Source organism: Klebsiella planticola, from assembly GCF_000783935.2.
Classification (GTDB): Bacteria; Pseudomonadota; Gammaproteobacteria; order Enterobacterales; family Enterobacteriaceae; genus Klebsiella; species Klebsiella planticola.
Window position 1 is genome coordinate 765,673 of the sequence record NZ_CP026047.1, and the last position, 26,089, is coordinate 791,761.

The following is a 26,089-nucleotide window of genomic DNA, read 5'->3' on the forward strand; positions in this document are numbered from 1 at the left end:
CATTGCCGGCCATATGTGCCACATCCATATTGCTTCATGCCCGCCTCCTGAATTAATCGTACGTCAGGTTAAAGATCATGTGCGATTCCACCTCGCCGGTACTGGTTGTCGGCAGGTATTGATAAAATCGCGCATGATAAGGTTGCGTAAAGTAACGCGTCTCCTGAGAACGCAACGTGCCTACGCTGTACTTCTTGTTAAATTCCAGCGGTACGCCATCCTTCAGTACCTGAATCCCGACCCCTTTGGCGGCGGAACTCCCGGCTTTTTCATTGAGCAATGCCCCTTGCTTAAGCGTGGTGCTGGTTGCCAGAGTTCCGGAAAAAGAGGTCTGGATATTGGCATATCCCGACTCGCTTAATCCGCCGCTGCACTGCAGCTCAATATTAAAATCCCGACCGCCTGCCGTTGTTCCGACCCCCTGCAGATCGCTACGCTTAATGCTGCCCACATCAACGTTCATATTCTTCCCGCTCAGTACCGTACAGGAAGGTGAGACAACGGTGATCGCATTGGCGCTCAGGTAGGTTTCCAGAATTGGGTTATTCCCCCTTTCCCAGTCATAGGAGGTATATTTCCCCGTTGCCAGCGTACCGCTGCCGGTCACCGCCGCGGTTTTGATCAGCTCAAGAGTAAAGCGCGAGCCTTCCAGAGAGTAGTTGGTCCCTCTGCCGCCGTTCGATGTAAAGGTGCCTGGATAAATAATATTAACCGTGGCACCGCCGCGGCTAAAACGCATGCCAATCCCTGGAACGCTAGTGGAATAGACCTTATTACCCAGATCCCGAACGCCAGTGGCGATAATATCGGCCTTAAAAGTGTTGCTGTTGGTACAGTAATAGCTGACGCCATTTCCCGCCGGCATGGTCCAGTCCTGCTTCGCGATAACCGCACCTACCGGCAGATCCGGTGATACCACTACCCGTCCCATGGCCATATCCAGCCTGACCGTGCTTGCCGCTCTACGCGAACAGTCCGCCCAGACCGTCGAGGTTCCAAGGGCCAGCAGGCCAACCGCCATCATCAATCGTTTACTCAGCGACATACCGTTTCCTTTAATTTTGCCTGGCCCAGATCCACCGCACATTGTCCGCCGCTCCACTTGACGATCGCCTGCTTAATCCCGGCATCGCTGATAAACATCATGCTTCCCTGACCAACAACCCCAATATCCTTACCAGACGGGTCCAGAATGGTGGCGGCAAACGGCAGCGGTTGGCCATTGGCCTGGCGCGCCTGAAGCGTGAGGGTGTTCTGTACCGTGGTATCAAACGAGACTTTCACCACGCTGCCTTCCCACGGAACGACCTGAGCCACAGTCCGCTCAAAGGCGATATCCTCCTGGCTGCCTTTCGGATCGATCTCGACGGCGTTGATCCGGTAAGGTCGCAGATAGGGCAGGATGGCGTAGCCGTTACTGTCGACTCGGGTCCCAGGTGAACCCGGCAACATGGCGCCCGCCGCATCTTTGGCTTCAATCAGCGCCATGGTATTGCCGCTCTCCGGTGAGAACACCACGCCATGACGATGGGCGATCAGCGTCCCGCTGGCGCCCAGCCCGCTCTGCCGGTAGCCTTCGCCCTGGCTGTAGCTGCCGTTAAGCGTGGTCCACGGCGTACGGTAGCTGCCGTTTAAGGCGACATCATGCTGACCACCGGTCGCTGCGGTCGTTGAAATGCCGTAGTTGAGGTTGTTCTCGCTATCCAGCGAACCGTTAACCCCAATCTGCGAGCTGCCGAAATGCGAATTGTTGAAGGTGGTGTTCGACGTCAGGTTGGCGGTGCGGTTCTCGCCAAACCACAGCGGATAGCTGAAGTTCAGCGAGATGCGATCGTCACGACGATGGCCGGAGTTATCCGGCGTATACACGCGCTGCGCGCTGGCTGACCATGAGAGGCGGCCGAACATATTGTTGTAGCTAAGCTGGTACTGCTTCTCGGTACCCGAACGGTTCCAGTAATCGGCAATCTGGCCACTCAGATAAAAACCGCCCCAGCCGTCCGGCAGGTTCTGGTTAACGGTGAAGGTCATGCCGTTTTTCTGCCGCCACAGGGTATAGTTGTTATTGCGGTTCTTCTCCTGATCGACGGCGTACAGCGCGTCGTTCAGGTTATAGTAGCCTTTCGTGGAGTAGCGGTATGCCGCCAGCACGATGCTGGTCTGGGTATCGGTAAACATCCGGTTAAAGGTGGCGCGATAGCTCTGCCCCTTTTCATCCAGGGTATCGCTCTTCAGTCGCGACTGGGTAATGTCAAATGACAGGGCGCCAATACCGGTATTCATCCCGGCCCCCAGCAGAAACGCCTGATAATCATCAAAACCGGTCACGCCGGTATAGCCGGTAAACATGTTGCTCAGGCCACGCTGCCAGGTGGCCTGGTAGAGCATGGGCTTATTGCGCAGCGAATTGTCATCGACTTTACCGGCCGACAGCGCATAGCGGGTCATGCCAGGACGCAGCAGCTGTGCCACCGACGCATACGGCACGCTGAAGACCTGCACCGATCCATCGGCCTCTTTTACCGACACCTCAAGGTCATTACCGTACCCGGACGGGTAAACATCCTGCAAAGTAAACGGCCCCGGCGGTACCGAGGTCTGATAAATAATATTGTTGCCCTGACGCACCGTCACCAGGGCATTGCTCTGCGCCACGCCGCGAATTTCCGGGGCATAGGAGCGCATTCCGTCCGGGAACATGTTGTCATCGGTCGCCAGGTTGACCCCACGCAGACCGATGGTGTCGAAGAATTCGCCGTTGGTAAATATCTGCCCGCCGCTGACAATCGAGTTGATTTGCGGGATCGGGCGCTGAAGATAGGTTTGGTTACTGTTCCAGTGCGCCTTCCCCTGCTGCTGCTGCCAGTCGAGGTTACCGATGTGCTTGAGGAGCCAGCCGTCCCAGGAGAAGCCGGCGTTAACGCCGAGATAGGCGCTGCTGTTGTCGGAGCCGTTGGCGGCAGAGGTATGGCTGGTCCAGGTGTTCGCCATCCAGCCAAGATTCAGCGCCGCAATGCCTTTATCCCAGAACTCCGGGCTGACAAAATTTTTCAGGCGCTGATCTTCGTAGATTTGCGGTACAGAAACTTCCAGCCGCAGCGAGGACTGTATCAGGTTATCTTTAACGTTTTCTTCGTTACGCCACTCCTTCAGACGTCCACAGTAACCTGCCTGCTGACTCAGCTGAGGATTGAGTTTTTCCGCCGCAATACCATAGCGCTCAAGCATTTCACGGGTGTAGCAGATCCCCATGTTGCCGTCTTTATCGCGGGTGACGTTCAGTTCATAGCGCCCTTTCCACTCATTGTTGGTATACACATCGAGCGAATAGGTCCCTTCCGTGATAGCACTGGCGGAGAAGCGAGACAGATCGACCTTTTCCCGGCTACCAACGATAAAACCATCATTAAACTGGTATACCGTTCCCGGGCTTTCCTGTCCGCTGGAAACTGGCGGAAAGCAGAACAGCGCCATCGCTACCGCTGTACTTAATCTTCCCGGGCAGATAGACCTCTGCTTCATGATCGTGTCCCTTATTTAACGGCTACTTTCACTGCCACATCTGCGCCATAGTCATTGATATTATTGATGGTCAGGGTCTCGCCTCGGCTCACGGAGGAAGAGAGGGACACGGTCTGACTGGACTGCGGAGCCAGCATCACCGTTTTGCTGTTCAGGGCTTTACCGCCATCGCGGGAAATACGGCTGACGGTGAGATAAAATGGCGTAGGGTTGCTGATTGACAGGCTGCTACCGCTGGCTGAAAGCGCTAATTTCTCCGGCGCCGCGTCGCGGTTACCCAGTCCGGCGGGACGGTAGATAAACTTAAAGCGCGAACGGATCGCCAGCTGGAGGACGTTCTGCCCTTCATTTTTCTGGTTGGCCACCACCGGCGGGATTTCCAGAAGATTCAGCCACCACAGCGTCTCTTTATTTTGTGCCAGTCCGGCGGCGCTACCCAGTTTAATACGTAAAGTCTGGCCGCTCTTTGCATCGACGCGTGAAATCGGGGGCGTAATAATAAACGGCGTGGTAATGGTATCCGGCGTCGCATCGGCATTGCCGTTATCCAGCCAGGCTTGCGCCAGCGCCGGACGGTCTGCGGTATTAGAAAGCTGTACCGTTATTTCTTTTTCATTTCCAGGATAAATAAAGCGGGTGCCGTTGACGATAATATTGTTGGCGTTGGCCGCAACACTAAAAATGAAACAGAAAAAAAGGACAATATGCTTCATGCTGACCTCAGAAGAAAAAAATAAGCGGCAGCAACTGCCGCTTTATCGTTGTTTTAAACCGCCGTTCGCGGCGGTTTTATTTTCTGTCGATAATTACTGGTAAGTAATTTCGTAGGTCGCGTAGCTGTTAACCACACCGGTGGTAACAGAAGCCGGGGTGTTGGTTGCATAGCCAACGTAGTAAGTGAAGCGTGCGCCATCCTGAACTGCGGTTGCGTCGCCTTTCGCTTTCGGCTGAGTGCTCACGCCTGGGATGATTTTGTTGGTCAGCGCAGTCGCGCTATCGGTGGACAGGACCAGCTGAATATCTTTCGCGCCAGAGGCTTCGGTGTTTGCCAGGTAGCCCTGCTGCTCAGTCGTTGCGCCAGCCAGCAGGTTACCACCGGTCCAGTTCACACCCAGTTTGCTCACGTCGTCTTGTTTGTCGCCGTTAGCAGCCTGGCAATCAGAGACGTCAATGGTGAAAGATTTAGGCTTCAGGTAGGTATTAGCCGCCGCTGCTTTAACTTCGGTCAGGGTAACCGGTGACAGGTAAACGTTAGCATCGCTGCCCTGGCCGTTAACGGAAACAGTACAGGATACATCGGTAACTTTACCGAAGAAATTAACCTGGCCACCGCCAACATTCGTATCAGCTGCGTTCGCTGCAGTCATACCGAAAAATGCTGTTGCCATAGCTGCAGAGAGAAGAACCTTTTTCATTGCCATTTCCTTGTCAGAGTGAGTTTTATATCAATAAACCAACAGTAAACCTGCACAAAAGTCAGAAGCGTTATGCGATGCTCACTTGTGCAACTGTGAATAGAAACTTCGACTGACCGGAAGCCGCAATATTTAAGGCGTCAGGACGCGAACTCTGTTTAAAGAATTCGTTAATGCTGTCGGCGTCAAAGAATGCTATTTTTCGCCAACAAATATACATTTGCTTATAACTTGTTACATCGGCCTTACGATAGATTTCAGCTATTGATAACAAATAAACAATAGACAAAAACAAACGTTAAGTTATTTACATCAGAAGGGACAAGGCGCAGGCAATATATTTTGCAGAGGGATTATCATGGCAAATAATACGATTCCATGACTATAGCGAACATTCTGAATAATACTGAGAGGGGGGTTGCTGAAATAACATAAACCGGTTAGAAAATTTCCCCCTGCTACCTGACGTGTAGCTGCCCGCTACAGCTGCAGATGGAAGTGCTGGCGCAGCGCGAGCCTGCCTGTTCGGGTGATACTCACTTCACGAAATCCCGGCGTCAGAGTGAACCAGCCTTTGCGCTGACCATGCTCTAACAATGCGGCCCCGACGGCACCGCCGGGATGGAAACGCCGCTCGCTCCAGTCCAGACAGGCGCAGCATACCCTGCGCCGGTTCCCGGCCGGCAAGGTAATGCCCAAACGGGCAAACTGCGCCTCGCCGCTCGCCGTCAGCGCGCTACCGTCCGGCACAATCCACGCCTCACGCAAGAGAAAAGCATAAATCGCCACCGCCACTTCACCGGCAAGGTGATCGTAGCAGGTTCGCGCCGTACGCAGACCCACCGGGGTCCGGGTGGTCAGCACGATGGCGCTTTTTCCGGCCATCGCCATCATATTTTCCAGCAGTCCGGCAACATCGGCACTCGCCAGCCGGTAATAGCGATGCCGTCCCTGCGCCAGACAAACCAGCAAATGGGAGCTGACCAGACGGCTGAGATGGGCGCTGGCGGTTGAGGCCGAGACCTCGGCCACCGTCGCCAGCTCCGTCGCGGTCCACGCGCGCCCGTCCATTAATGCACAGAGCATTTTCACCCGTGAAGCATCGGCCATGGCGGACGCCAGCGCGGTGATGGCCACGGCCAACGACTCATCATCCTCAATAACATGAGCGGGTTTTAGCATAACGCCTCACAAGGTGGTGGCCCAGGAACGCGTGGCTTCCTGCGCCAGTGGAAAGTTATCGGTCACCAGAATCAGGCGGTTAGCATGATCGCTGTACTGGGTCAGGATATTCACCCCGCGTTCGGCCAGCGCGTGAGCTATTGCGCCCAGCTCGCCGGGCTGTTCCTGTTTTAATCTGCGAATAAGCGGCAGGTAGACGCCCGCTACCGGGATCCCCGCCTGCTCCAGCACCGTTCTGGCCCGCTCCCCTTCAGCGACCAGAAAATGGGCGTGGCATTGATTGCCGACGGTGAAAACCCCGCCTCCTTCAAGCCCCACGCCATGTTTCCCCAGCGTTTGGCCTAACCGCGACAACTGGCCAGGACGATTTGGCAGAATGACATGAATATCATACATCGCCGTGCCCCTCCTGCATTTCTGAACCCCAGGCGCGAATGACCTGCACAATACGAATCTGGTAAGAGGCAAAAATAGTCGCCTTGCCCTCCTCCTGGGCCGCCTGATGGCAGAGATTGTTTTTCCAGGCCCGCACCGCCTCTTCATCGCGCCACCAGGACAGGGACAGGATCTTGCCCGGCGTGGTCAGGCTTTGAAAACGTTCAATGCTAATAAAGCCGTCGAGCGTAGCAAGCAATGGCTTCAGCTCCGCCGCCAGCGCCAGGTAACGGGCCTGTTTTGCCGGGGTGACATCGGCTTCAAAGAGTACCGCAATCATCGTGTCGTCCTTCCTCAATCAACAGTGACGCCACTTTATCGTATCCATAAAGCCCGATACTTCGCCGCTAAACGAAGTATGCCCTGCGCAAAAACAGGGCAAAAAGCCCGCCCGCGCCTTCACTCAGGCAGTCCGTTGCGACGGTTTTCAAAAAAACGCATGGCAATAGTCATTTTTTTTTAATTCATGAGGGTCGCAAGAAAACGATCAATGCATTGTTTTTTAATCAAAAAATAAAAACACCCTTAAAACTTCGTCATCTTACTGCCATAAAAGTGTGATCTAAATCGCACTTTTTGCAACGCTGGTTATAGTTAGCAGGCTTATTATAAACCCATCGAAAGCACAACGCTTTCCACCTAAAAAGTTAAAAGGAAAAACACCATGAAAAACGTAAAATTACTTGCCGCTGCCGGTATGCTCTCTCTGGTTTCTTTCGCCAGCTTCGCTCAGCACCCGGTCAGCGTAACGGCTGATACCCTGGATAGCGCAGAAGCTAAAATTGCGACCATCGCTAAAGATCAAGGCGCGTCTTACCACATTACCGAAGCCTATACCGGTAACCAGGTTCATATGACCGCTGAGCTGTCCAAATAAGAGAATGGTTGCAGAGGGAGCTGCCGGACAGGCCGCCTTACGGCGGCTCGTTTCGCTCCCGCTTCACGATAACCATGCTGCAATGTCGGGCCCCTTTATGGGGCTTTTTTTGTTAATGCGCGCTGTATTGACAGTACGCTCAGCAACACCACGATTAACCCCACCAGCGCCCCCCCTTCTATCTTCTGTCCAAGAAAGATCCAGCCCAGAAGCACTGCTGTCACCGGACTCAGCAGGCTGAGTGCTGAGACAGCGACCGATGGGAGACGGCTAATCCCGCGGAACCACAGCCCATAGGCCAGCATCGCACCGGCCACGCAGAGCCACAGATAGCCAACCGCCTGGGTCAACGTCACCCCCTGTAGCGGCGGATCCACCAGCCATGCAACGGGAGCCAGTACCACGCCGCCAATCAGCAATTGCCAGCCGGTCAGCGCCACCACCGGTAGCGAAATCGCCCAGCGGCGAGACAGCCAGGTCCCCAGCGCCATGCTGACCGCGCCTGCAAACGCCGCCATGATCCCCAGCGGATCCAACACCGTATGCGGCGACAGCAGCAGCAGCGCCATGCCGATAATGCCAGTGACTGCCGAGAGCACCGCCACCCACGGCGAGCGCTGCCTGTCGACACACCACGCCAGCATCATGACCAGCAGCGGCTGAATTGCCCCAATCACTGCCGCCAGCCCCCCTGGTAACCGGTAAGCGGCAATAAACAGCAGCGCCTGAAAAGCGCCAATATTGAGGATCCCGGTAGCAATAAGCTTCCACCACTCATTGCGCAGAGGAAAACGGCGGCACCAGATAAGCAGCGCAATCCCTGCGGGCAGCACCCGTAGCAGCGCGGCAATAAAAGGTCTGTCCGGGGGTAAAAACTGGGAGGTGACAATGTAGGTCGTCCCCCAGATGGCCGGAGCCAGGGCGGTCAACAGCAAATCAATAACGGGAGAGCGTGAGAAAAAGGTCATGATTTTATCTTCACATCAAGGTAAATTAGTCGCCAAAGTATGTAACGACAGATGTCTTGATATCAAGATAAGTGGGCACAATTGGACAAATCATCGCAGGCTGACGCCGTCGATCGTATTCTTGAACAGTGGAAACGGGAGCGCCCGGATCTGGACTGCAGCCCGATGGGCCCCATCGGGCGCCTGAAGCGCTGCGCTCTGCTGCTGGAGCCGCGCGTAGAGTCCGCCTTTATCCGTCACGATCTGGTGCGCTGGGAGTTTGACATGCTGGCCACCCTTCGTCGGGCAGGTTCGCCGTTTATTCTCTCCCCGACCCAGCTTTTCTCTACGCTGATGATCACCTCTGGCACCATGACGCATCGGCTTAAGGCGCTGGAAAAACGCGGCTTTATTACCCGTTTACCGGCCCCTGACGATGCGCGGAGCCTGCTGGTCGCCCTGACCGAAGCGGGGCGCGAGCGGATCGATGAGGCTGTGGAAAGCCACGTGGAAAACGAACGCCAGCTGCTGGCCGGACTCTCCACGGAGCAGCGCCAGCAGCTGGATCGGGCGCTGAAGGTCTTTATGCGCCTGCTGGAAGAGCCCTGACAACCGGCAGCAATATAATCGCCGTTGGTGCTCATCGGGTTCACGGTCAGAAACAGCAGGCAGGCAAAGAGAATCAGAAGGACGCCGCCGGCAATTTTTACCGCCGGCAGCAGCCATTTCAGGCGACCGTCATCCCAGGCAAACGGGCCGATCGCTCGTTCACGCGGGTAGCGTGCGAGTTGTCATCATTTTTACCATTAAATGAATCTGAATTTCCGCCTGGCGGTAGCGGTGAGCGGCGCCGACAGCCTGCTATATTGTCCGTAGATTGCATTTTGCAATGCCCGTCAAATACGCATACCATCTGCCCATTCTACCGTCGTCGGGCAAGGAGAGGCTTGTGGAACATAATAACGCATCAGCGCAACCAGACAGCCACGAGAGCCGCTTTCATAAAGAAGAGTTCCCCTTCTTCTGGGTGGTCAATGTTTATGCAAAGTATACGCAGCTGATGGAAATCGAATTAAAAAAAATCGACATCGATCTTTCCCGCTTCCGGGTATTGATGCTGGTCCATCAGTACCACAGAGCCAGTATCTCCCGCATCACCGAATACGCCGTCAGTAAAATGCCCACCGTCACCAAAATCGTGGGGCGCCTGCGTGAAGATGGGCTGCTGACGACCCACGTCAGCGCCAGCGATGGTCGGGTCACGGAAGCGGAACTCACCCCCGCAGGCCAGGCAAAGGTCGCCGAGGCCAAAGTACTGAGTCAAAAAGTGTTCGCCCGGGCATTTAAGGGCATTACCCCCGCGCAAGAAAAGAAAATGAACCACGTTCTCTCCCTGCTGCTGCACAACCTCAATGACTGATCGCCCTCTTCCGCAGGCACGCTAATAGCCTTTTTAAATAAAAGGCTATTAGCGTTTTCTCACCCTACCCTTCGTTTTTCGCACGCTTTTTTATCATTTTTTTAACTTATATTTTGCGGTTTATTTTGTGAGATCCCTCAAGAGATTAAAATATAGACACTTAAAAATAGACATAAAAATCAATACATTAAAATTTTTTATTTGTTTATAAAATGTTCTTATAGCCCAAAATGATGTGAAAAATACGTTACAAATTACTTGAAGTTTCAAGTTTTAATGACAAGATTATCTCAGATTCAATTCAGTCTGTTTTTTATACATTCGTCCTTCACTCGTCATCGTTAAACGGAAAAGTGAACCATGGCTAATGAACATCGTGCAGGCATGACATCCGCCCGTTCCGGGTTTATCTCGCGCTTTACGCTGGGTAGCGGCGCGCTGACGTTTGCCGCCAAAGATACTCTCGATATCGCCGGCTATCCCACTCGAGCCGGCAGCCCGGTGCTGCAAGATGCCCCGGAGGCGACGGCGCATGCGGCGGTGATTCAACAGCTGCTCGATAGCGGTTGTCAGCTGCGAGGGAAAACGACGCTCCATGAGCTGGCCTTTGGCGTGACCGGGATCAACGCCTGGAGCGGAACGCCGATCAACCCGCGCTACCCGGCGCTGATTCCCGGCGGTTCGTCGAGCGGTTCGGCAACCGTGGTGGCCGCCGGAGAGGTCGATTTTGCGATTGGCACCGATACCGGGGGTTCCGTGCGGATGCCTGCCGCCTGCTGCGGCATCGTCGGCCTGAAGCCGACCTGGGGGCGAGTGAGCCGTCAAGGGGTGATGCCGACCGACAGTTCGCTGGACTGCGTGGGATTTTTCAGTCGCGATGTCACCACGTTACGGCAGGTGCTGGCGCGGCTCCCAGGCGAAATCACCCCGGCCGTCAGCGCGTGCCAGACGGCCACGGCCTTTCTCTTCGGCCACGCCACGGCGGACATTGAACAGCTGATTCGCGCCCGTCTGGCGCAGGCGGGAATTTTTCCCGCAGACGCGACGCTGCCGGCATTCGCCGAGGCGCATCAGGCAGGGCTGACGATCATCTCCCAGGAGAACTGGCAGGCGTTTCAGTCTCTCGCTGAGAAGCCCGAACTGGCCGAGGATGTCGCCGTGCGCCTGCGCGCCGGCGCGGAAATCAGTCCGCACCAGCGCCAGGCGGCAGAGCGCATTCGTCAGACCTTTACCGAGGCTGTCGATGCGCAACTCGCCCGCACGCCGTTTCTTTTACTGCCGACGCTGCCGGCCTGCCCGCCGACGCTGGAAGAGGCGGCGAATCCACTCAATGTAGTGAACCTGACCCGGCTGGTGCGTCCGTTCAATTTAAGCGGTCATCCGGCGCTGACGCTTCCCGTTGGCGAGTTAAACCAGCGGCCGGTCGCCCTGCAAATAGTTGCCGGGAAAAATAAAGAATATGAATTACTCTGTTTTGCTGAATCTCTGATGGCAAAACTGCAATACCCGTCAGACTCGCAGAGCAAATAAAATAATACATCCTGAATAATCTGCTTTACCGTGCCGCGGCCACTCCATGGCTAAGTGAAATAAATATCGCCCGCGCACCGGCAATCAGCAATATGACGGAGATAAATATTTATTCTATTTAACTGGAAGAGGCACAGTCGCATGTTAAACCCATCTGCAACTCTGCGTGCGGAAAAGACCCCGTACGCCAGTAATAGTGAATTCAGCGCATTGCTCGGCGAATTAAAAAAGCGCAGCGAGGAGTTCGAACAACAACGCTATATCTCTGACGATATTATTTCGCATTTTAAACAGGCTGGAGTTTATCGTGCGCTGGTGCCCGCACAATATGGCGGCGATGAAATCTCGCCTGCCGAATTCTGTCAGTTGATTGAGACCATCGCCACCGCCGACGGTTCCGCCGGATGGGTCGCCAGCTTTGGCATGAACCCCTTCTACCTCGGCGGCCTGCCGCTCAGTACGCTGGATGAGATCTATCGCCACGGCCCGGACGTGGTGTTTGCCGGCGCTATTTTTCCCCCGCAGAAGGCCATCGCTCAGGACGGCGGTTTTCAGGTCAGCGGGCGCTGGAGCTTCGCCAGCGGCTGTACCGGCGCCGAACTGATTGGCGTCGGCATTCTGCCTGACGACGGCTCCGCTCGCCCGCTGCCGCGTATCGCGGTCCTCCCCGCCGGTCGCTTCACCATCGATCCGGTGTGGAATACCGTCGGTCTGGCGGGGACCGGCAGCCATGATGTGGTGCTCAAGGAGGCGTTTGTCCCCGAGGAGTGGACCTTTATTCGCGGCGGCGAACTCAATCTCGACGGCGCCCTCTACCGCTACCCGGTGCTGTCGCTGGCGACGCAGGTACTCTCGGTGGTGGCGCTGGGCATCGCCCGCGCCGCGCTGTCCGAAATCTATACCATCGCCGAACGTCAGAGTTCGGTCACCGGCGCCCCCTGTCTGGCCGATCGCCAGTTTGCGCAGATGGATATTGCCCACTGTGAAGCGGAGCTGCGCTCGGCCCGCTGCTGGTTTTACGATGCCATCGACGATGTCTGGCAGGTCATTTTACGCGGCGATGAGCCCGATGCAGGGATGATCAACGCCCTGCGCCTGTCATCGACGCACGTGACCCGCGTCTCTTCATCGGTGACCACCCGCGCGCTCAGGCTGGCCGGAATGCCCGGTATTACCATGCGCAGCCCGCTCCAGCGCTACGCCCGCGACACCATGGTCATCACTCAGCACGCCTTTATGGGCGAACTGACCTATATCAACGCCGGAAATATGTTCTTCGGCCACCCGCCGCTGCCCGGCTATTTATAACCCTGTAAGGAGTATGACGATGATCCGCGTTCTGTTTTGTATTGGCGTAAATCAAAACTTTTTCGATGCCACCCCGGAGGTCGGCAAACAGGTCTGGGCCGCGTTTGGCGAGATGATGAAAGGGATCGAACACACTGACGGTATTCAGGTGATCGGCAATATGGATGACGATCGGGTGATGGTCGGGCAGTCTACCGGCTGGCCGTGGACCACCTACGTCCTCGCCGATGCGCATGATTTTGACGCCGTCACCGCCGCCTGCAATCTGTTCCGCAGCATTCAGGTCGGCCCGGGGCCAGACCGGTTGTGGAAATATTGCAAAGTTGAAGCCCGAACCGGGCGCGAATTAATTATTCAGGCGTAACTCATGAATCTGGAAAAGTGTCTGCAGCGTCTGGATAAACTCGAAGCGGCCAATCAGATTCGCAACCTGATGAGTCAATATATGCATTTATGTGACGATTTATCTTATCCGGATATCGCTCAGGAAATTGCGGACTTATTTTGTGAAGATGCTATCTGGGAAGGCCTCGGCAGTTTATACCAAAACAAACTGGGGCGTTATTCCGGGCGAAAAAACATTGCCCAAATGATGGCCCGTTATATTAGCGAGCCCGCACACTTTGCCATCAACGTTCATTATTTAACGTCCGAACATATTGATATTGGTGCGGAGAATGAGGCCATTGGGCGCTGGAAAATGTTGCAGGTTTCCACCTTTCGCGCCGGAGGGTCGCATCTCAACAGCGCAGAGTTGGTGATTCGCTTTAAAAAAGCAGGCGAACGCTGGCTCATAGACCATTTCACCACCCGTAACTTATTGAGTCGCCCGGTGGATTACTGGCACTCGCCGGTGGATTTACCCGTACCCGACGCTACGCGGTCCCCGGAATGATTCAGCGCGCAGCCGATACATCTGCCCACTGAAGCATCACCGAGACTCAGGAGATTAAGCAATGTCTGAATGTATTCCGGTAAAAAATATTGAGAGCGGCTACGACGCCGCCACGCTGGGCGCCCTGGTTCAGTCCGACCGGGTTCATACCTCGCTATACACCTCCGGCGACATTTTCGCCCTGGAGATTGAGAAGATTTTTAACCAGACCTGGGTCTGGGTCGGGCACGAAAGTGAAGTCCCCGACGCGGGCAGCTTTAAGTCCTCCATGGTCGGAACGCAGCCGGTCATCGTGGTACGCGATCGCAAAGGCAATATCAACGTCCTGCTGAACCGCTGTCGCCACCGCGCCGCCACCGTCTGCGAACACCGCAGCGGCAAAACCAACAGCTTTGTCTGCCCGTATCACGGCTGGGGTTACGGTCTCGACGGCGCCCTGCGCGGCGTACCGCATCCGGAAAGCTACGGCGATACCCTGGAGAAAGAGCAGCTCGGCATGGTGCGCCTACGCAGCGAAAGCTACGCGGGGATGATTTTCGCCACCTTCAACCGACAGATGGAACCGCTGACCGATTTCCTCGGACCGGCCATGAAGTGGATGGATCTGTTTATGAAACAAGGGGCCGGCTACCCGCTGCAGGCCACCACCGCCCACCGCTTCCGCTTCCCCGGCAACTGGAAGATTCAGCTGGAAAATACCACCGATGGCTATCACTTTCCCGTCGTACATAAGTCCTTCCTGAGCTCCGTCGATAAGCAGACGGAAGAGATGCTCAACTTCGTTGACGGCAAAGGTTTTGTCGAAGACCTCGGGAACGGCCACAGCGTAATGGTGATGATCCCGGAACTGATTGACCTTGAAGAGAATCTCGATGCGCCGGTGCCGGATCGCTTCCTTGAACTGGCTCAGGCGCTGCGCGAAGAGGGCCACGAAGAGCAGCAGGTGCGTCGCATCGTCCGCGCAGTGGGCGGCAGCGGCTTCAACCTGAACCTGTTCCCCAACGTTGCCTGCTCGATGGCGTTCTTTCGCGTGCTGCAACCCGTCTCGGTGCAAGAGACCGAAATCCACCACGTGGTGCTGACGATGAAAGATGGCCCGGCGATTGCCAACCAGGCGCGACTGCGGATGCATGAACACTTCCAGGGGCCAATGGGCTTTGGCACGCCGGATGATTCTGAAGCCTGGGAGCGCGTCCAGCGCGGCGGCGGCGCGGGCAACGATCTGTGGATCATGCTCAATCGCGGCCTGCCTGGAGAGACGCGCACCGCCGATGGGCTGCGCAGCGACGTCAGCGCCGAAACCGGCATGCGTGCCGCCTATCAGCAGTGGAAAAAGTACATGACCGCAGAAAACCGGGGGCAAAAATGAGCGCACAACGGACCTTAACCGCCGCCATTCACTTTATTAATCAGGAGGCGGACCTGCTCGACCAGGGCGAATTCCGCGAGTGGCTGGCGCTGTGGCAGCCGCAGGGAATGTACATCATTCCTGTCGATCGGCAGACGACCGATTTCGCCAACGCGCTGAATTACGCCTATGACAACCAGGCCATGCGCGAGAAGCGCGTCCATCGTCTGTACAGCGGCGAGTCGATCTCGACGACGCCCCGCGCACGTACCATCCGCATGACCGGCCGCCACCGCCTGATCGAGGCCAGCGACCAGCGTGTCGAGATCCGCTGCACCCAGTTTCTGTATGAGTACCGCAAAGGCAAAGAACACCATTACGTCGCCGACCTGAGCTACACCCTGGTGCCGCAGGGCGAGCGCTTTCTTATCGCGCAGAAGGTCATCCGGCTGATTAACGGCGACGATTATCTGCATAGCATTGGCTACATCCTGTGAGGCTGCAATGACAAGAACCGTACTCATAACCGGCGCCGGCAGCGGCCTCGGGCTGACGATTAGCCGCCATCTGTGGCAGCTGGGTTATCAGGTGGCGATGGCGGATATCGCCATCGACGCCGCGGGCGAGGGCGCCCGGCAGATCGATGCCGAGGGGCAGCGCCTGCTGCCCCTGGCGCTGGATATCCGCGAACCCGAACACTTTCACGCTGCGCTGGCGTGGATCGATGAACGATTTGGCGGGCTGGATGTGCTGGTTAACAACGCGGCGCTCACGCTGACCACGCCGATCATGGAGATCTCCGTTGAGGAGTTCGATCGCGTCACCAGCACCAATCTGCGGGGCACCTTTCTCGGCTGTCAGATTGTCGGCCGTTATTTTAGTCAACGCCGACAGGGCAACATTATCAATCTCGCCTCGCTGGCGGGACAAAACGGTGGCACCGCCTCCGGCGCCCATTATGCGGCCTCGAAAGGCGGCATCCTGACGCTGACGAAAGTGTTTGCCCGCGCGCTGAGCGCCGCCGGGGTCAGCGTCAACGCCATTGCCCCCGGCCCGCTCGATTTACCGTCCGTTCATGCGGCGGTGCCGGAAGAAAAAATGCCGGCGCTGCTGGAAATGATCCCGATGAAACGCCTGGGCGATCCGCTGCTGGTCGCCCGCGCGGTAGAACTCCTGGCCGATCCGTCCGCCACCTTTATCACCGGGGCGACCTGGGATATCAACGGCGGCATCTATATGCGTTAAGCCCTGTCAGGGTGGAGAAGAAAGATGGCTGAAACACTGACCGTACGCGTCGCAGAACGCGAAATCCAGGGCACCGATGTGGTGGTCCTGACCCTGACCTCGCTGGACGGCGCCCCCCTGCCGCCATTTAGCGCCGGGGCGCATATCGATCTCTATCTCGGGGAGGAGATCGTCCGCCAGTATTCACTGTGCGGCAGCCCTCATCACCCGCAGCAGTATCGCCTGGGCATTCTCAAGGATCGGACATCGCGCGGAGGATCGCTGGCGGCGCATCGGCTCCAGGTCGGCGCCACGGTGACCATCGGCCCGCCGCGCAATCTGTTTGCGCTTGAGATGGATGCCAGCCACAGCCTGCTGATTGGCGGCGGGATCGGGATTACGCCGATGCTGGCGATGGCGGATACGCTGTTCCGCGCCGGAAAATCTTTCGCTATCCATTATTGCGGGCGGCGCCGCGACGGGATGGCCTTTTTGCACGAGCTGGCGGATTGCCCTTTTAGCGACCGCGTCCATCTGCACATCAGCGAGGAAGGGCAAAAAATCCGTCCTCACGAGGTGCTGGCCCCGCACCACGCCGCCGCTCACGTTTACGTCTGCGGCCCGGAAGGGTTTATGGACGACATCGCCGATGCGGCGCGCGGCTGCGGTTATCCACCCGAACGACTGCATCAGGAGTTTTTTAACCGGGAAGTGGAAACCGGCGGCGCCAGCTTTACCGTCGATGTCCCCGGGCTGGGCGTCACCGTTACCGTCGGGGAGGACGAAACCATTGTCGCCGCGCTGCAGAAAGCGGGGATCAAGGTCAAAGTCTCCTGCGAACAGGGGGTCTGCGGAACCTGTCTCGCCAATGTGTGCAGCGGCGTGCCGGATCACCGCGACGAGTATTTAACCGATGAAGAACGCGAAGATAACGACCAGATTCTGCTGTGCTGTTCGCGGGCCAAAACGCCCCGGCTGGTTATCGAAAGCTTCGAATACGTCAAACTGAAATAACGGATACTGCTATGAACCTGACATCTGATTTCCGTAACGCCATGGCACAGCTGGGCAGCGCCATCACCATTATCACCACCGATGGCCCGGCAGGCCGCTTTGGCTTTACCGCCTCCGCCGTATGCAGCGTCACCGATTCCCCCCCCACGCTACTGGTCTGTATGAACCGTTCTTCTTTCGCCCATGCCAAATTTAAAGAGAACGGCGTGCTGTGCGTCAACGTGCTCTCTGGTCAGCATCAAAACCTGTCCGCTATCTTCGCCAATAGCCAGCTGCGTTCGGAAGAGCGTTTTTTACACGAGCAGTGGCTGACGCTGGAAACCGGTTCGCCGGTGCTGGCTACTGCCGTCGCCAGCATCGACTGCACCCTATCCACCAGCCATGAAGTGGGCAGTCACAGCGTGTTTTATTGCGAGGTCAGACAGATTCGTCATCACCAGGCCGGCGACGGGCTGGTGTGGTTCAATCGCCAGTTCCATACCCTTAGCGCGCAGCCGTACCGCTAAGGTTCACCCTGACGAAAAATACCCTATCGCATAATGCCGCCCCATAAGCTTCGGGTTGCATCATGGCGCCAGCTCGTCGGCGCCCTCTTTTCACCTGTACTGGAGTAGATGTGATGTCTGGAACTGCAAGCGATACGCCGGTGAGCACTCCCCAATCAATGCGCAAATTGATTATCGGCTCTTTTCTGGGTAACTCCCTGGAATGGTATGACTTTTTCCTTTACGGCACGGCGGCGGCGCTGGTCTTCGGTCCCCTGTTCTTTCCGGCAACCGATGATCCGCTGCTCGGGGCCTTTCTGGCCTTTTCCGGTTTTGCCATCGGCTTTATCGCCAGGCCGCTGGGCGGCATCGCCTTTGGTCATCTCGGGGATAAATACAGCCGTAAAATGACCCTGATCATCACCCTGACGTTAATGGGCGCCAGTACCTTTCTGATTGGTCTGCTGCCAACCTATGAACACATCGGTATTCTGGCGCCGATCGCCCTGATTACCTTGCGTTTTATCCAGGGCGTCGCCTCCGGCGGCGAATGGGGCGGCGGCGTCCTGATGCTGAGTGAGAATGCCCCGGCGCAGCAAAAAGGCTACTACACCGCCTGGAGCCAGGTGGGGGTGTCCGGCGGATTTGTACTCTCTTCGCTGGCTTTTTATCTGGTGCAGCTGCTGCCGCAGGACGATGTGCTGGCCTGGGCGTGGCGCATCCCTTTCCTGCTGAGCCTGTTTATCTTTCTGGTCGGCGTCTATATCCGGCGCAACATTGAGGAAAATGCCGAGTTTGTCGCCCGAAAAAATGAGTCCACGGAGATACAGCTGCCGGTGCTCAGCGCCTTTAAACATCACCCGAAAGCGATCTTGCAGGCCATTGGTCTGCGGCTGGCGGAAAACGGCGCGGTCTACATCTTTTTCACCTTTTCCGTCGTCTATTGCAAACATATCGGCATTGAGACCAGCCAGGTGATCGCCGCCGTGACCATTGCCATGACGGTGGAGATCGCCACGATTCTCGGCTGGGGCTGGCTGTCGGACCGTATCGGCAGGAAAACGCTCTACTATATTGGCGTGACGGGCATGGCGCTGGTCGCCTTCCCGTTCTTCTGGCTGCTACACATGCATAGCTTCCCGGCGATTTTGCTGGCGATGCTGCTGGCGCTGCCGGTGTGTCACGGGGCGATGATCGCCGCCCAGCCGTGCATGATGGTGGAACTGTTTCCGGTAGAAGTCCGTTATACCGGTCTGGCGCTGGGCCACGAGATTGGCGCCGTTATCTCCGGCGGGATAAGCCCGATGCTGGCGGTCGCATTTTTAATGAAATGGGACAGCTACGTCCCCGTGGCGCTGATGCTGCTGGCCTTTGCATTGCTGGCCCTGGTGGCGCTGTTCAGTATTCGTCAGCCCGCGACGCCGCGCCAACAGCAGCCAGCACTGTAAACATCCGCGGATCGGTCCGCAGGGATGCGCGCTGATCCGGCAACCCGAACCGCCGGCTGAGGCTAACGCCTGCCGCCGCTCTGATAAATTTAATTTTAAACAAAACAATGGATAAACAGGCACTTATTGCCGAGAGATAAAAAATATATCCACGCCACAATAACGCCTAATTATTATTCATATATCAGTATGTTTGGTTTATCAGAAAGGCAATATTTATGAAAAAACTCATTCTCACTCTGGTTACCGCAGCGCTGTTGCTGCCGACCCTCTCGGCTCAGGCGACTTACCGCAGTGATAACCGTCAGGACTCACGCGACATCCGCCAGGATTCACGCCAGGGCGGACGCGATGCCAAACAGCAGTGCGTCAGAGATAACAATCAAAGCAACGCCAGCTGCCGCCAGGATAAACGCGATAACCGCCGCGATGGCCGCCAGGATGCGCGCGACGAAAAATGGTAAGTTAAGCGCGAACGGGCAGGCGTGGTTACCGCGCCCGCCTTCCCCTGCCCCTTGAGATTCAGCGCAACGCCTCCCCCCTTATCAGCAATGCCGGCCTGCCTGCGGGCGGATCAACGCGTCAGGTTTAAGCTTTCCAGGGGAAAGGGGCGATCCTGGACCACGGTTTTCATCACCAGCGTCGATCGCAAATGCTGCACGCCGGGCATCGCCGAGAGCTTGTCATCATAGAGCTTTTGAAACGCCGGGAGATCCCGGGTGACCACGTGCATCAGATAGTCCGGATCGCCAAACAGCCGCTGGGCCAGCACGATCTGGGGGATCTCTTCAACCGCCTCTTCAAACGCGCTCACCGCTTTTTTATCACCCTCTTTTAAGGTCGCAAACACGATGGCCAGGAAATTAAAGCCCATTTTCAGGGGATCGAGGTTGGCCCGATAGCCGGTAATAACCCCATCCTGCTCTAACGCCCGCAGCCGTCGATGACAGGGAGAGAGGCTCAAATTGACCCGTTCAGCCAGCTCGGTAATCGACAGACGACCATCGGATTGCAGCTCAGCAATAATTTTTCGATCTATGCTATCCATTTGGAAGATTTTCTCTTAAACAGGGGGTTTTAAGCATAACATTGAAAACTTATTTCCCGGAAATCCCGATATTCTTTTCCTCTACAGCACACGGATATGGACGGGAGATCGTTATGCGCAATACCTTGAAACACGGTGGAGAGAGCCGGTCATGGAGATGAGTTTTATCGCCGGGTTCTGGGTTGTCTCCTTCCTGCTGATCATCACCCCCGGTGCCGACTGGGCCTATACCATTAGCGCCGGCATCCACGGACAACGGGTACTTCCTGCGGTGATCGGGCTGATGTCCGGGCATCTGCTGGCGGCCATTATCGTGATCGCCGGGATCGGCGTAGCCGTCACCGGCCACCCGCTGGTGCTGTCGCTGATCACTCTGCTGGGCGCAGCCTATCTGCTGTGGCTGGGGATCACGATTTTGCGTCACCCCGCCACGCCTGGCGCCGCAACACAGCAGGCCGGAAGCTGGAACCGTTGGGCGCTAAAAGGGTTATGTATTAGCGGGCTGAATCCAAAAGTCTTTCTCTTATTCCTCGCCCTGTTGCCACAATTTACCGATCCTGAAGGTCGCTGGCCGGTCGCGCTGCAAATGTCGGCCCTGGGAAGCATTCACCTGTTGACCTGTACACTGATCTATTTCCTGGTTGGCTACGGGTCAAAAAGGCTATTAACCCACCGGCCAGAGGTGGCAAGAAGAGTCAGCATGACCTCCGGAGCGATGATGGTGGCGATAGCCATCCTGCTATTCTGCAGCCAGCTGAAATAACGCCGCCGACGCCGGATGAACAAAATAGATTCACGCCGGTTTAAGTTATTTGTGCCCTCTCGACAGGGGGCCATCGCTCTGTCTGAATATTTCGCGGCAAGGATTTGAATCTATTCGCCGTGGAAAACATCGTTTCCCTCAGATACCGGGGAAAGACTCCAGATAATTCCAGTAATCCTCATACCCCCCCAAAACACCGGCTTAACAAACAACAAGATAGCCAAAATCCCCAAGCAAAAGGCGTTAAATAACTCCAGTAAACCCCTGACCTCCGCCATTTTCAGCGCGCTACGCTTACGAAATCGCCCTCCGGCCCTGTGCCGAAATTAAGCCCCGTGGTGAGGGGACGCTGGTGTCTCCGGGCTTATTATTACTATTCTCAAACATAATTTTGCAGTATGGTTTAATCGCTGTTGTAGTGATGCGGTGAATGCTACCCAGGCGAGTATATCGTTCTTCGCGTTCTGCGAAGTGCTTCGCGGAATATTCACCAGGCCAGAGCCGAATTCACTTTTGTGAGGAATGGCAGCGGTTAACGGGCATTTAATTATTACCAGACCAGACACAAAAATCATTCAACCTGCGCTGAAGCGACAAGGGAGAACCCGGAGATGATTTATCCATTCCCGGCTGCTGAGAGATCCGCCAATCGTGATAGCTCATGGCAGCGCGGCATGTATCAGGATGTCGATATCCGTTGGGCTAGCGCCAGAGCGATGCCCTGCGCCCCTGTATCCCCGGCGTGCGCAACCAGGAGGAATGAAGGATGATCGGGACATGCTCCCCCCCAGGAACAGCGTCATTGTTTAACAAAAATAGATTTAATTCATTGCATTACATGAAGTCATTGGTTCCAGAGCATGGAGATACTTCATGATTCAACTAAATACCTGCCTTCTGATGACCCGGTTCAGCTTGATACAAGCTGGAGTAAGTTACACGTTTTAAAAGCACCTGGCGCGATGGCGAAATATAAGCGAAAAGATGTTCAATCGGACAACAATACTGGCCTGACGACAACGAATAGTTCGTAATGCACGCCTGCAATTAAAAGGGAATATAATGAAGAATAATGCCGATATCAAAAAAAGGAACTTCCTTACTCAGAATGAGATTGAGTCGCTTCTTAAAGCAGCGAACACCGGGGCACATGCTGCCCGAAACTATTGCCTGACCTTACTCTGTTTTATTCATGGATTTCGCGCCAGTGAAATTTGTCGCCTGCAAATCTCTGATATTGATTTACGTTCTAAGTGTATTTACATCCATCGTCTTAAAAAAGGTTTTTCCACTACCCATCCTTTACTCAATAAAGAAATACAGGCATTGAAAAACTGGCTGGATATTCGAAAAACCTATCCGCATGCCGACAGTGAATGGCTGTTTTTATCGCGCAAAGGTAATCCTCTTTCCCGCCAACAGTTTTACCAGATTATATCCTCCTCCGGAGGCACCGCCGGATTAACGATTGAAATTCATCCCCATATGCTTCGCCATTCATGCGGATTTGCGCTGGCGAATATGGGTATCGATACCCGCCTTATTCAGGACTACCTTGGCCACCGAAATATCCGCCATACCGTCTGGTATACCGCGAGCAATGCCGGGCGTTTTTACGGCATCTGGGACAATGCAAAAGAGAAGCAGCGTCACAGCATTTTGCAATGACGGTCCAGGCGTCAAAAGGAGTTGACGCCTGATACTCGCGATGGCGTGAAAATGAACAGCTGTCGCTGAACACATTAATAAATATTAACCATGCGTTAGTTACGATTATTGTTCCCACAAGTTCTTACTTCATTCATAATACGTTTCCTGCTGATATCCTTGTAAATATTCAGGATTTCAATTCGTTATTTATTGTTTGGTTAAACCATTCAGCATTATATTTTCCGTCCAAAGCCATCTCTTCATTAACTTTTTTCCCTGTGATTTGATGTACCTGGCGTGAAGCCTTGATGCCGCTATTGTGATATGCCATAAAATCTATAAAAATAAGAATTGTCGTGTAGCTATATTTTAACTATGTGTAAATGTAATGTGACCATCTATTTTTGCAGCGCCAACATCATGGCAACGTGAAGAATGAACTGTATCTGTGCCTTCATATAATACGCCTTTAACACTGCGGATTATTTTTTAACCGTCCTGATAATTGCTTCAGGGCGCTGTCTTTGTGCAAATTAATTTCAGGAGCATTGTATTGTGAATCGACGTCGTTTTCTTACCGCCAAAGAAGTTCAGGCAATGATGCAGGCGGCACGGCAGGGTCCAACCGGAGAGCGGGATTATTGTCTTATCCTGCTGGCCTTTCGCCACGGGATGCGCATCAGCGAACTGCTCGATCTGCACTATCGCGATCTTGACCTCAATGAGGGTCGCATCAACGTCCGTCGGTTGAAGAATGGATTTTCGACCATCCACCCGCTGCGATTCGACGAGCTGGAAGCCATTGCGCGCTGGACCCAGGTTCGCGCCGGCTGGAAGGCGGCACAAAAAACCAATGCGATTTTTATTTCCCTCCGGGGCACTCAGCTTTCCCGCCAGCAGGCCTATCGGATTATTCGTAGCGCCGGCGAAGAGGCCGGAACCGCCACCCATACTCACCCGCATATGCTGCGCCATGCCTGCGGCTATGAACTTGCGGAAAGAGGCACAGATACACGTTTAATTCAGGATTATCTGGGTCATCGCAATATTCGGCATACAGTGCGTTATACCGCCAGCAATGCCGCGCGTTTCGCAGGATTGTGGGAAAGAAATAACCTGCTTGAAGAAAATTCTCACGGCACAAAGAAATGACATATTCATTTGATAAATAAGGATAAATTTAAAAATGAACAAGTCAATTGGGGCCAAACTGTTTATATCATAAAAATGTTTTGCAAACTTTTGCAACCGGCAAGTACATATATTCTCACAAATTAAATTCATCTGATTGATTATTATCACATTTTACCATTAAGAAACTTTACTTATCTCTTCATCCTTTCCGCTTACCCGTCATCTCATCCGCCCTGACCTCGCCCGATGACCGCCCTTCTTCAAAACAAAAAACCAGACAATAACCCCAACAAAAACCAATAAAGCAGACCAATACACCAATAAAAATCTCAAAAAACCAAAAAATCAGTCATTTATCTCAATGAGTCAAAATGGCCCCAATTGACTCATCAGTTGGGCGAAAACTGCGCAGAGCCGGCAGTCGAACCATTCGGCTGATATATGGAATGCCTGGAAGGCACGACGACTGCCAATTTCGGTTCGTAATATCGACATTGTTTAAAGGAAAACAGCATGAAAATCAAAACACTGGCTATCGTTGTTCTGTCAGCCCTGTCTCTGAGTTCCGCGGCGGCCCTGGCTGACACCACCACGGTTAATGGCGGCACAGTGCATTTTAAAGGGGAAGTGGTCAACGCGGCCTGTGCCGTTGATGCTGGCTCTATCGATCAGACCGTTCAACTGGGCCAGGTTCGTTCAGCCAAACTCGCTACTGCAGGCAGCACCAGCTCTGCGGTCGGTTTTAACATCCAGCTGGATGATTGCGATACTACCGTCGCAACCAAAGCTTCCGTTGCCTTCTCCGGTACTGCCGTAGACAGCACCAACACCACCGTTCTGGCACTGCAGAACTCTGCGGCCGGTGGCGCGACGAACGTCGGCGTACAGATCCTCGACAGCACCGGGACTCCGCTGGCGCTGGATGGTGCAACCTTCGGTGCAGCAACCACGCTGAACGACGGCACCAACATCATTCCTTTCCAGGCTCGCTACTACGCGACTGGCGCGGCAACAGCAGGTACCGCTAACGCCGACGCGACCTTCAAAGTGCAATACGAATAATTCACTCATCACGCAAGGACGCAGCTCGGGCCAGGATGGCCCGTTATCCACAACAGGACTGGGGTGATAACGATGCAAGGAATGAAATCTGGCCTGCTGTTTTTTTTACTGTCGCCGCTCGCGCTGGCCGGAAACCACTGGAATGTGACGTTACCCGGCGGAAATATGCGCTTTCAGGGCGTCATTATTGCCGAATCCTGCCGTGTTGAAGCAGGAGACCAGCAGTTGACGGTCAACATGGGACAGATCAGCAGCAATCGGTTTCATTCGCCAGGGGAAGATACTGACCCTGTTCCTTTCGATATTCATCTCCAGGATTGCAGCACCGCCGTCAGTCAACGGGTTGGTGTCGCCTTTCATGGCGTCGCCGATGGCAAAAATCCGGACGTGCTCTCGGTTGGCGAAGGCCCCGGCATCGCAACCGGTATCGGCGTCGCGCTGTTCGACAAAGAAGATCGCCTGATTCCGCTCAACAGCCCAGCGGGCGCCTGGTCACGACTGTATACCGGCCCCACCACGCTCCATTTTGTCGCTAAATATCGGGCGACCGGACATCAGGTTACCGGCGGAGCCGCAAATGCTCAGGCCTGGTTCTCTCTGACCTATCAGTAATTAACCAGCAGGCATACCGGATGCAGGACATAACGGTGAGTATAAAAGGGGAAAACGTGAGAAAAACACTGGGGATGACACGCTGCTTACTGGCGGGCTTATTGATGATAGCGACCGCCGGTTTCGCTGCGCGTGCCGAAGCGGGCGTGGCGCTGGGAGCCACCCGAGTTATTTATCCCGCCGGACAAAAACAGGTTCAGCTGGCGGTGACCAACAATGACGACAACAGCACCTATCTGATTCAGTCGTGGGTCGAAAACGCCGACGGTCAAAAAGACGGGCGCTTTGTGATAACCCCACCGCTGTTCGCCATGCAGGGCAAAAAAGAGAATACGCTGCGCATAATCGATGCGACCAACGACAAGCTGCCGCAGGATCGAGAAAGTTTGTTCTGGATGAACGTGAAGGCCATCCCCTCGATGGATAAATCAAAGCTTAGCGATAACACGCTGCAGCTGGCGATTATCAGCCGCATCAAGCTCTACTACCGCCCGGGGAAACTCGCGCTGTCGCCGGATCAGGCGGCGGAGAAGCTGACGTTTCGCCGTAGTGCCAACACGCTGACGCTGATCAATCCCACGCCGTACTACCTGACGGTGACCGAACTCAATGCCGGCACCCGGGTGCTGGAAAATGCGCTGGTCCCACCGATGGGGGAAGCCTCGGTCAAAATCCCGTCCGACGCCGGACGCGACATCACCTACCGGACGATTAACGACTACGGCGCACTGACCCCACGGATGAAGGGCGTACTGCAATAACCACGGGGA

29 protein-coding genes and 1 pseudogene are annotated in these 26,089 nt (G+C 55.1%); 20 read left to right on the forward strand and 10 right to left on the reverse strand.

The window, feature by feature from the left end; genetic code table 11:
- Positions 1–52 precede the first annotated feature (52 nt).
- The 7 genes from MC50_RS03565 to MC50_RS03595 all read right to left on the reverse strand — a co-directional run bounded on the left by MC50_RS03565 (position 53) and on the right by MC50_RS03595 (position 6,834).
- On the reverse strand, positions 53–1,045 hold the full coding sequence (locus MC50_RS03565) for a fimbrial protein (RefSeq protein ID WP_032690860.1): 993 nt from the start codon (positions 1,043–1,045) through the stop codon (positions 53–55).
- The gene (locus tag MC50_RS03570) at positions 1,036–3,522 is read right to left on the reverse strand and encodes a fimbria/pilus outer membrane usher protein (RefSeq protein ID WP_047663447.1); all 2,487 of its coding nucleotides are present in this window, start codon (positions 3,520–3,522) and stop codon (positions 1,036–1,038) included. Before MC50_RS03570 ends, MC50_RS03565 begins: the two co-directional genes overlap by 10 nt.
- An 11-nt stretch (positions 3,523–3,533) precedes the next feature.
- Positions 3,534–4,235, reverse strand: a complete 702-nt coding sequence (locus MC50_RS03575) for a fimbrial biogenesis chaperone (RefSeq protein WP_032690859.1) — start codon at positions 4,233–4,235, stop codon at positions 3,534–3,536.
- A 93-nt stretch (positions 4,236–4,328) separates the two neighbouring features.
- On the reverse strand, positions 4,329–4,937 hold the full coding sequence (locus MC50_RS03580) for a fimbrial protein (RefSeq protein WP_004867230.1): 609 nt from the start codon (positions 4,935–4,937) through the stop codon (positions 4,329–4,331).
- 480 nt (positions 4,938–5,417) lie between these two features.
- Positions 5,418–6,119: an ArsR/SmtB family transcription factor gene (locus MC50_RS03585; RefSeq protein ID WP_032690858.1), complete on the reverse strand. Its 702-nt coding sequence runs from the start codon at positions 6,117–6,119 to the stop codon at positions 5,418–5,420.
- A 6-nt stretch (positions 6,120–6,125) separates the two neighbouring features.
- Positions 6,126–6,515 carry an amino acid-binding protein gene (locus MC50_RS03590; protein WP_046853488.1) on the reverse strand — a complete coding sequence of 130 codons (390 nt, stop codon included), beginning with the start codon at positions 6,513–6,515 and terminating at the stop codon, positions 6,126–6,128.
- Complete coding sequence (locus MC50_RS03595; protein ID WP_032690856.1) at positions 6,508–6,834, reverse strand: antibiotic biosynthesis monooxygenase family protein; 327 nt, start codon at positions 6,832–6,834, stop codon at positions 6,508–6,510. Before MC50_RS03595 ends, MC50_RS03590 begins: the two co-directional genes overlap by 8 nt.
- A gap of 384 nt (positions 6,835–7,218) precedes the next feature.
- Here MC50_RS03595 and MC50_RS03600 point away from each other — a divergent pair, with 384 nt between their 5' ends.
- On the forward strand, positions 7,219–7,431 hold the full coding sequence (locus MC50_RS03600; protein ID WP_015585822.1) for a YdgH/BhsA/McbA-like domain containing protein: 213 nt from the start codon (positions 7,219–7,221) through the stop codon (positions 7,429–7,431).
- A 95-nt stretch (positions 7,432–7,526) separates the two neighbouring features.
- On the opposite strand, the gene MC50_RS03605 is transcribed toward MC50_RS03600, so the two are convergent.
- Positions 7,527–8,399 (reverse strand): EamA family transporter, encoded by an 873-nt coding sequence (locus MC50_RS03605; protein WP_032690855.1) that lies wholly within the window; start codon positions 8,397–8,399, stop codon positions 7,527–7,529.
- Positions 8,400–8,480: 81 nt separating this feature from the next.
- Between MC50_RS03605 and MC50_RS03610 the strand changes: the two genes are divergently transcribed.
- On the forward strand, positions 8,481–8,987 hold the full coding sequence (locus tag MC50_RS03610) for a MarR family winged helix-turn-helix transcriptional regulator (protein ID WP_032698845.1): 507 nt from the start codon (positions 8,481–8,483) through the stop codon (positions 8,985–8,987).
- Here MC50_RS03610 and MC50_RS28770 read toward each other — a convergent pair.
- Positions 8,987–9,160: pseudogene (locus MC50_RS28770) on the reverse strand (nickel transporter); the annotation flags it as partial. The gene MC50_RS03610 and the pseudogene MC50_RS28770 sit on opposite strands and share 1 nt — an antisense overlap.
- A 167-nt stretch (positions 9,161–9,327) precedes the next feature.
- On the opposite strand from MC50_RS28770, the gene MC50_RS03620 reads away from it, so the two are divergent.
- The 12 genes from MC50_RS03620 to MC50_RS03675 all read left to right on the forward strand — a co-directional run bounded on the left by MC50_RS03620 (position 9,328) and on the right by MC50_RS03675 (position 19,514).
- Positions 9,328–9,798, forward strand: a complete 471-nt coding sequence (locus MC50_RS03620; protein WP_032698841.1) for a MarR family winged helix-turn-helix transcriptional regulator — start codon at positions 9,328–9,330, stop codon at positions 9,796–9,798.
- Positions 9,799–10,158: 360 nt separating this feature from the next.
- The gene (locus MC50_RS03625; protein ID WP_032698840.1) at positions 10,159–11,328 is read left to right on the forward strand and encodes an amidase; all 1,170 of its coding nucleotides are present in this window, start codon (positions 10,159–10,161) and stop codon (positions 11,326–11,328) included.
- Positions 11,329–11,469: 141 nt separating this feature from the next.
- Positions 11,470–12,636 (forward strand): acyl-CoA dehydrogenase family protein, encoded by a 1,167-nt coding sequence (locus tag MC50_RS03630; protein ID WP_032696708.1) that lies wholly within the window; start codon positions 11,470–11,472, stop codon positions 12,634–12,636.
- A gap of 19 nt (positions 12,637–12,655) precedes the next feature.
- Positions 12,656–13,000: an IacB protein gene (locus MC50_RS03635; RefSeq protein WP_080748436.1), complete on the forward strand. Its 345-nt coding sequence runs from the start codon at positions 12,656–12,658 to the stop codon at positions 12,998–13,000.
- Between the two features lie 3 nt (positions 13,001–13,003).
- Complete coding sequence (locus MC50_RS03640; RefSeq protein WP_047663449.1) at positions 13,004–13,531, forward strand: nuclear transport factor 2 family protein; 528 nt, start codon at positions 13,004–13,006, stop codon at positions 13,529–13,531.
- 61 nt (positions 13,532–13,592) lie between these two features.
- On the forward strand, positions 13,593–14,900 hold the full coding sequence (locus MC50_RS03645; RefSeq protein WP_032698838.1) for an aromatic ring-hydroxylating oxygenase subunit alpha: 1,308 nt from the start codon (positions 13,593–13,595) through the stop codon (positions 14,898–14,900).
- A complete protein-coding gene (locus MC50_RS03650) occupies positions 14,897–15,376 on the forward strand; it encodes an aromatic-ring-hydroxylating dioxygenase subunit beta (RefSeq protein WP_047663450.1) in 480 nt (159 codons plus the stop codon). Before MC50_RS03645 ends, MC50_RS03650 begins: the two co-directional genes overlap by 4 nt.
- 7 nt (positions 15,377–15,383) lie before the next feature.
- Positions 15,384–16,124 carry an SDR family NAD(P)-dependent oxidoreductase gene (locus MC50_RS03655; protein ID WP_032698836.1) on the forward strand — a complete coding sequence of 247 codons (741 nt, stop codon included), beginning with the start codon at positions 15,384–15,386 and terminating at the stop codon, positions 16,122–16,124.
- A 24-nt stretch (positions 16,125–16,148) separates the two neighbouring features.
- Complete coding sequence (locus MC50_RS03660) at positions 16,149–17,117, forward strand: PDR/VanB family oxidoreductase (RefSeq protein WP_102990867.1); 969 nt, start codon at positions 16,149–16,151, stop codon at positions 17,115–17,117.
- A gap of 11 nt (positions 17,118–17,128) precedes the next feature.
- On the forward strand, positions 17,129–17,623 hold the full coding sequence (locus MC50_RS03665; RefSeq protein ID WP_047663451.1) for a flavin reductase: 495 nt from the start codon (positions 17,129–17,131) through the stop codon (positions 17,621–17,623).
- 158 nt (positions 17,624–17,781) lie between these two features.
- A complete protein-coding gene (locus MC50_RS03670) occupies positions 17,782–19,050 on the forward strand; it encodes an MFS transporter (protein WP_032696697.1) in 1,269 nt (422 codons plus the stop codon).
- 218 nt (positions 19,051–19,268) lie between these two features.
- A complete protein-coding gene (locus MC50_RS03675) occupies positions 19,269–19,514 on the forward strand; it encodes a hypothetical protein (protein ID WP_032696696.1) in 246 nt (81 codons plus the stop codon).
- 110 nt (positions 19,515–19,624) lie between these two features.
- Here the strand turns inward: MC50_RS03675 and MC50_RS03680 are convergent, their stop codons facing one another.
- Entirely contained in the window at positions 19,625–20,098 is a 474-nt protein-coding gene (locus MC50_RS03680; protein ID WP_032696695.1) for an Lrp/AsnC family transcriptional regulator, read from the reverse strand.
- A gap of 151 nt (positions 20,099–20,249) precedes the next feature.
- Between MC50_RS03680 and MC50_RS03685 the strand changes: the two genes are divergently transcribed.
- From MC50_RS03685 to MC50_RS03710, 6 genes are all read left to right on the forward strand, one after another.
- Entirely contained in the window at positions 20,250–20,861 is a 612-nt protein-coding gene (locus tag MC50_RS03685; RefSeq protein WP_047663452.1) for a LysE family translocator, read from the forward strand.
- 1,062 nt (positions 20,862–21,923) lie between these two features.
- Positions 21,924–22,529, forward strand: coding sequence for a tyrosine-type DNA invertase (locus MC50_RS03690; protein ID WP_047663453.1), 606 nt, complete (start codon positions 21,924–21,926; stop codon positions 22,527–22,529).
- Positions 22,530–23,066: 537 nt separating this feature from the next.
- A complete protein-coding gene (gene fimE, locus MC50_RS03695; RefSeq protein WP_032690843.1) occupies positions 23,067–23,663 on the forward strand; it encodes a type 1 fimbria switch DNA invertase FimE in 597 nt (198 codons plus the stop codon).
- 495 nt (positions 23,664–24,158) lie between these two features.
- Positions 24,159–24,707 carry a type 1 fimbrial major subunit FimA gene (gene fimA, locus MC50_RS03700; RefSeq protein ID WP_032690842.1) on the forward strand — a complete coding sequence of 183 codons (549 nt, stop codon included), beginning with the start codon at positions 24,159–24,161 and terminating at the stop codon, positions 24,705–24,707.
- A 72-nt stretch (positions 24,708–24,779) separates the two neighbouring features.
- Complete coding sequence (gene fimI, locus MC50_RS03705; protein WP_032690841.1) at positions 24,780–25,319, forward strand: type 1 fimbrial minor subunit FimI; 540 nt, start codon at positions 24,780–24,782, stop codon at positions 25,317–25,319.
- A 35-nt stretch (positions 25,320–25,354) separates the two neighbouring features.
- Complete coding sequence (locus MC50_RS03710) at positions 25,355–26,080, forward strand: fimbria/pilus periplasmic chaperone (protein WP_032696874.1); 726 nt, start codon at positions 25,355–25,357, stop codon at positions 26,078–26,080.
- Positions 26,081–26,089 lie beyond the last annotated feature (9 nt).

Bases quoted from the DNA above. Each gene is read 5' to 3' on its own strand.
- MC50_RS03645 (WP_032698838.1), top strand. From the start codon at position 13,593: ATGTCTGAATGTATTCCGGTAAAAAATATTGAGAGCGGCTACGACGCC.
- MC50_RS03630 (WP_032696708.1), top strand. From the start codon at position 11,470: ATGTTAAACCCATCTGCAACTCTGCGTGCGGAAAAGACCCCGTACGCC.
- MC50_RS03665 (WP_047663451.1), top strand. From the start codon at position 17,129: ATGAACCTGACATCTGATTTCCGTAACGCCATGGCACAGCTGGGCAGC.
- MC50_RS03660 (WP_102990867.1), top strand. From the start codon at position 16,149: ATGGCTGAAACACTGACCGTACGCGTCGCAGAACGCGAAATCCAGGGC.
- MC50_RS03600 (WP_015585822.1), top strand. From the start codon at position 7,219: ATGAAAAACGTAAAATTACTTGCCGCTGCCGGTATGCTCTCTCTGGTT.
- MC50_RS03590 (WP_046853488.1), bottom strand. From the start codon at position 6,515: ATGTATGATATTCATGTCATTCTGCCAAATCGTCCTGGCCAGTTGTCG.
- MC50_RS03635 (WP_080748436.1), top strand. From the start codon at position 12,656: ATGATCCGCGTTCTGTTTTGTATTGGCGTAAATCAAAACTTTTTCGAT.
- MC50_RS03675 (WP_032696696.1), top strand. From the start codon at position 19,269: ATGAAAAAACTCATTCTCACTCTGGTTACCGCAGCGCTGTTGCTGCCG.
- MC50_RS03670 (WP_032696697.1), top strand. From the start codon at position 17,782: ATGCGCAAATTGATTATCGGCTCTTTTCTGGGTAACTCCCTGGAATGG.
- MC50_RS03580 (WP_004867230.1), bottom strand. From the start codon at position 4,937: ATGAAAAAGGTTCTTCTCTCTGCAGCTATGGCAACAGCATTTTTCGGT.
- MC50_RS03595 (WP_032690856.1), bottom strand. From the start codon at position 6,834: ATGATTGCGGTACTCTTTGAAGCCGATGTCACCCCGGCAAAACAGGCC.
- fimA (WP_032690842.1), top strand. From the start codon at position 24,159: ATGAAAATCAAAACACTGGCTATCGTTGTTCTGTCAGCCCTGTCTCTG.
- MC50_RS03625 (WP_032698840.1), top strand. From the start codon at position 10,159: ATGGCTAATGAACATCGTGCAGGCATGACATCCGCCCGTTCCGGGTTT.
- MC50_RS03605 (WP_032690855.1), bottom strand. From the start codon at position 8,399: ATGACCTTTTTCTCACGCTCTCCCGTTATTGATTTGCTGTTGACCGCC.
- MC50_RS03650 (WP_047663450.1), top strand. From the start codon at position 14,897: ATGAGCGCACAACGGACCTTAACCGCCGCCATTCACTTTATTAATCAG.
- MC50_RS03690 (WP_047663453.1), top strand. From the start codon at position 21,924: ATGAAGAATAATGCCGATATCAAAAAAAGGAACTTCCTTACTCAGAAT.
- MC50_RS03575 (WP_032690859.1), bottom strand. From the start codon at position 4,235: ATGAAGCATATTGTCCTTTTTTTCTGTTTCATTTTTAGTGTTGCGGCC.
- MC50_RS03570 (WP_047663447.1), bottom strand. From the start codon at position 3,522: ATGAAGCAGAGGTCTATCTGCCCGGGAAGATTAAGTACAGCGGTAGCG.
- MC50_RS03565 (WP_032690860.1), bottom strand. From the start codon at position 1,045: ATGTCGCTGAGTAAACGATTGATGATGGCGGTTGGCCTGCTGGCCCTT.
- MC50_RS03640 (WP_047663449.1), top strand. From the start codon at position 13,004: ATGAATCTGGAAAAGTGTCTGCAGCGTCTGGATAAACTCGAAGCGGCC.
- MC50_RS03585 (WP_032690858.1), bottom strand. From the start codon at position 6,119: ATGCTAAAACCCGCTCATGTTATTGAGGATGATGAGTCGTTGGCCGTG.
- MC50_RS03680 (WP_032696695.1), bottom strand. From the start codon at position 20,098: ATGGATAGCATAGATCGAAAAATTATTGCTGAGCTGCAATCCGATGGT.
- fimI (WP_032690841.1), top strand. From the start codon at position 24,780: ATGCAAGGAATGAAATCTGGCCTGCTGTTTTTTTTACTGTCGCCGCTC.
- MC50_RS03685 (WP_047663452.1), top strand. From the start codon at position 20,250: ATGGAGATGAGTTTTATCGCCGGGTTCTGGGTTGTCTCCTTCCTGCTG.
- MC50_RS03655 (WP_032698836.1), top strand. From the start codon at position 15,384: ATGACAAGAACCGTACTCATAACCGGCGCCGGCAGCGGCCTCGGGCTG.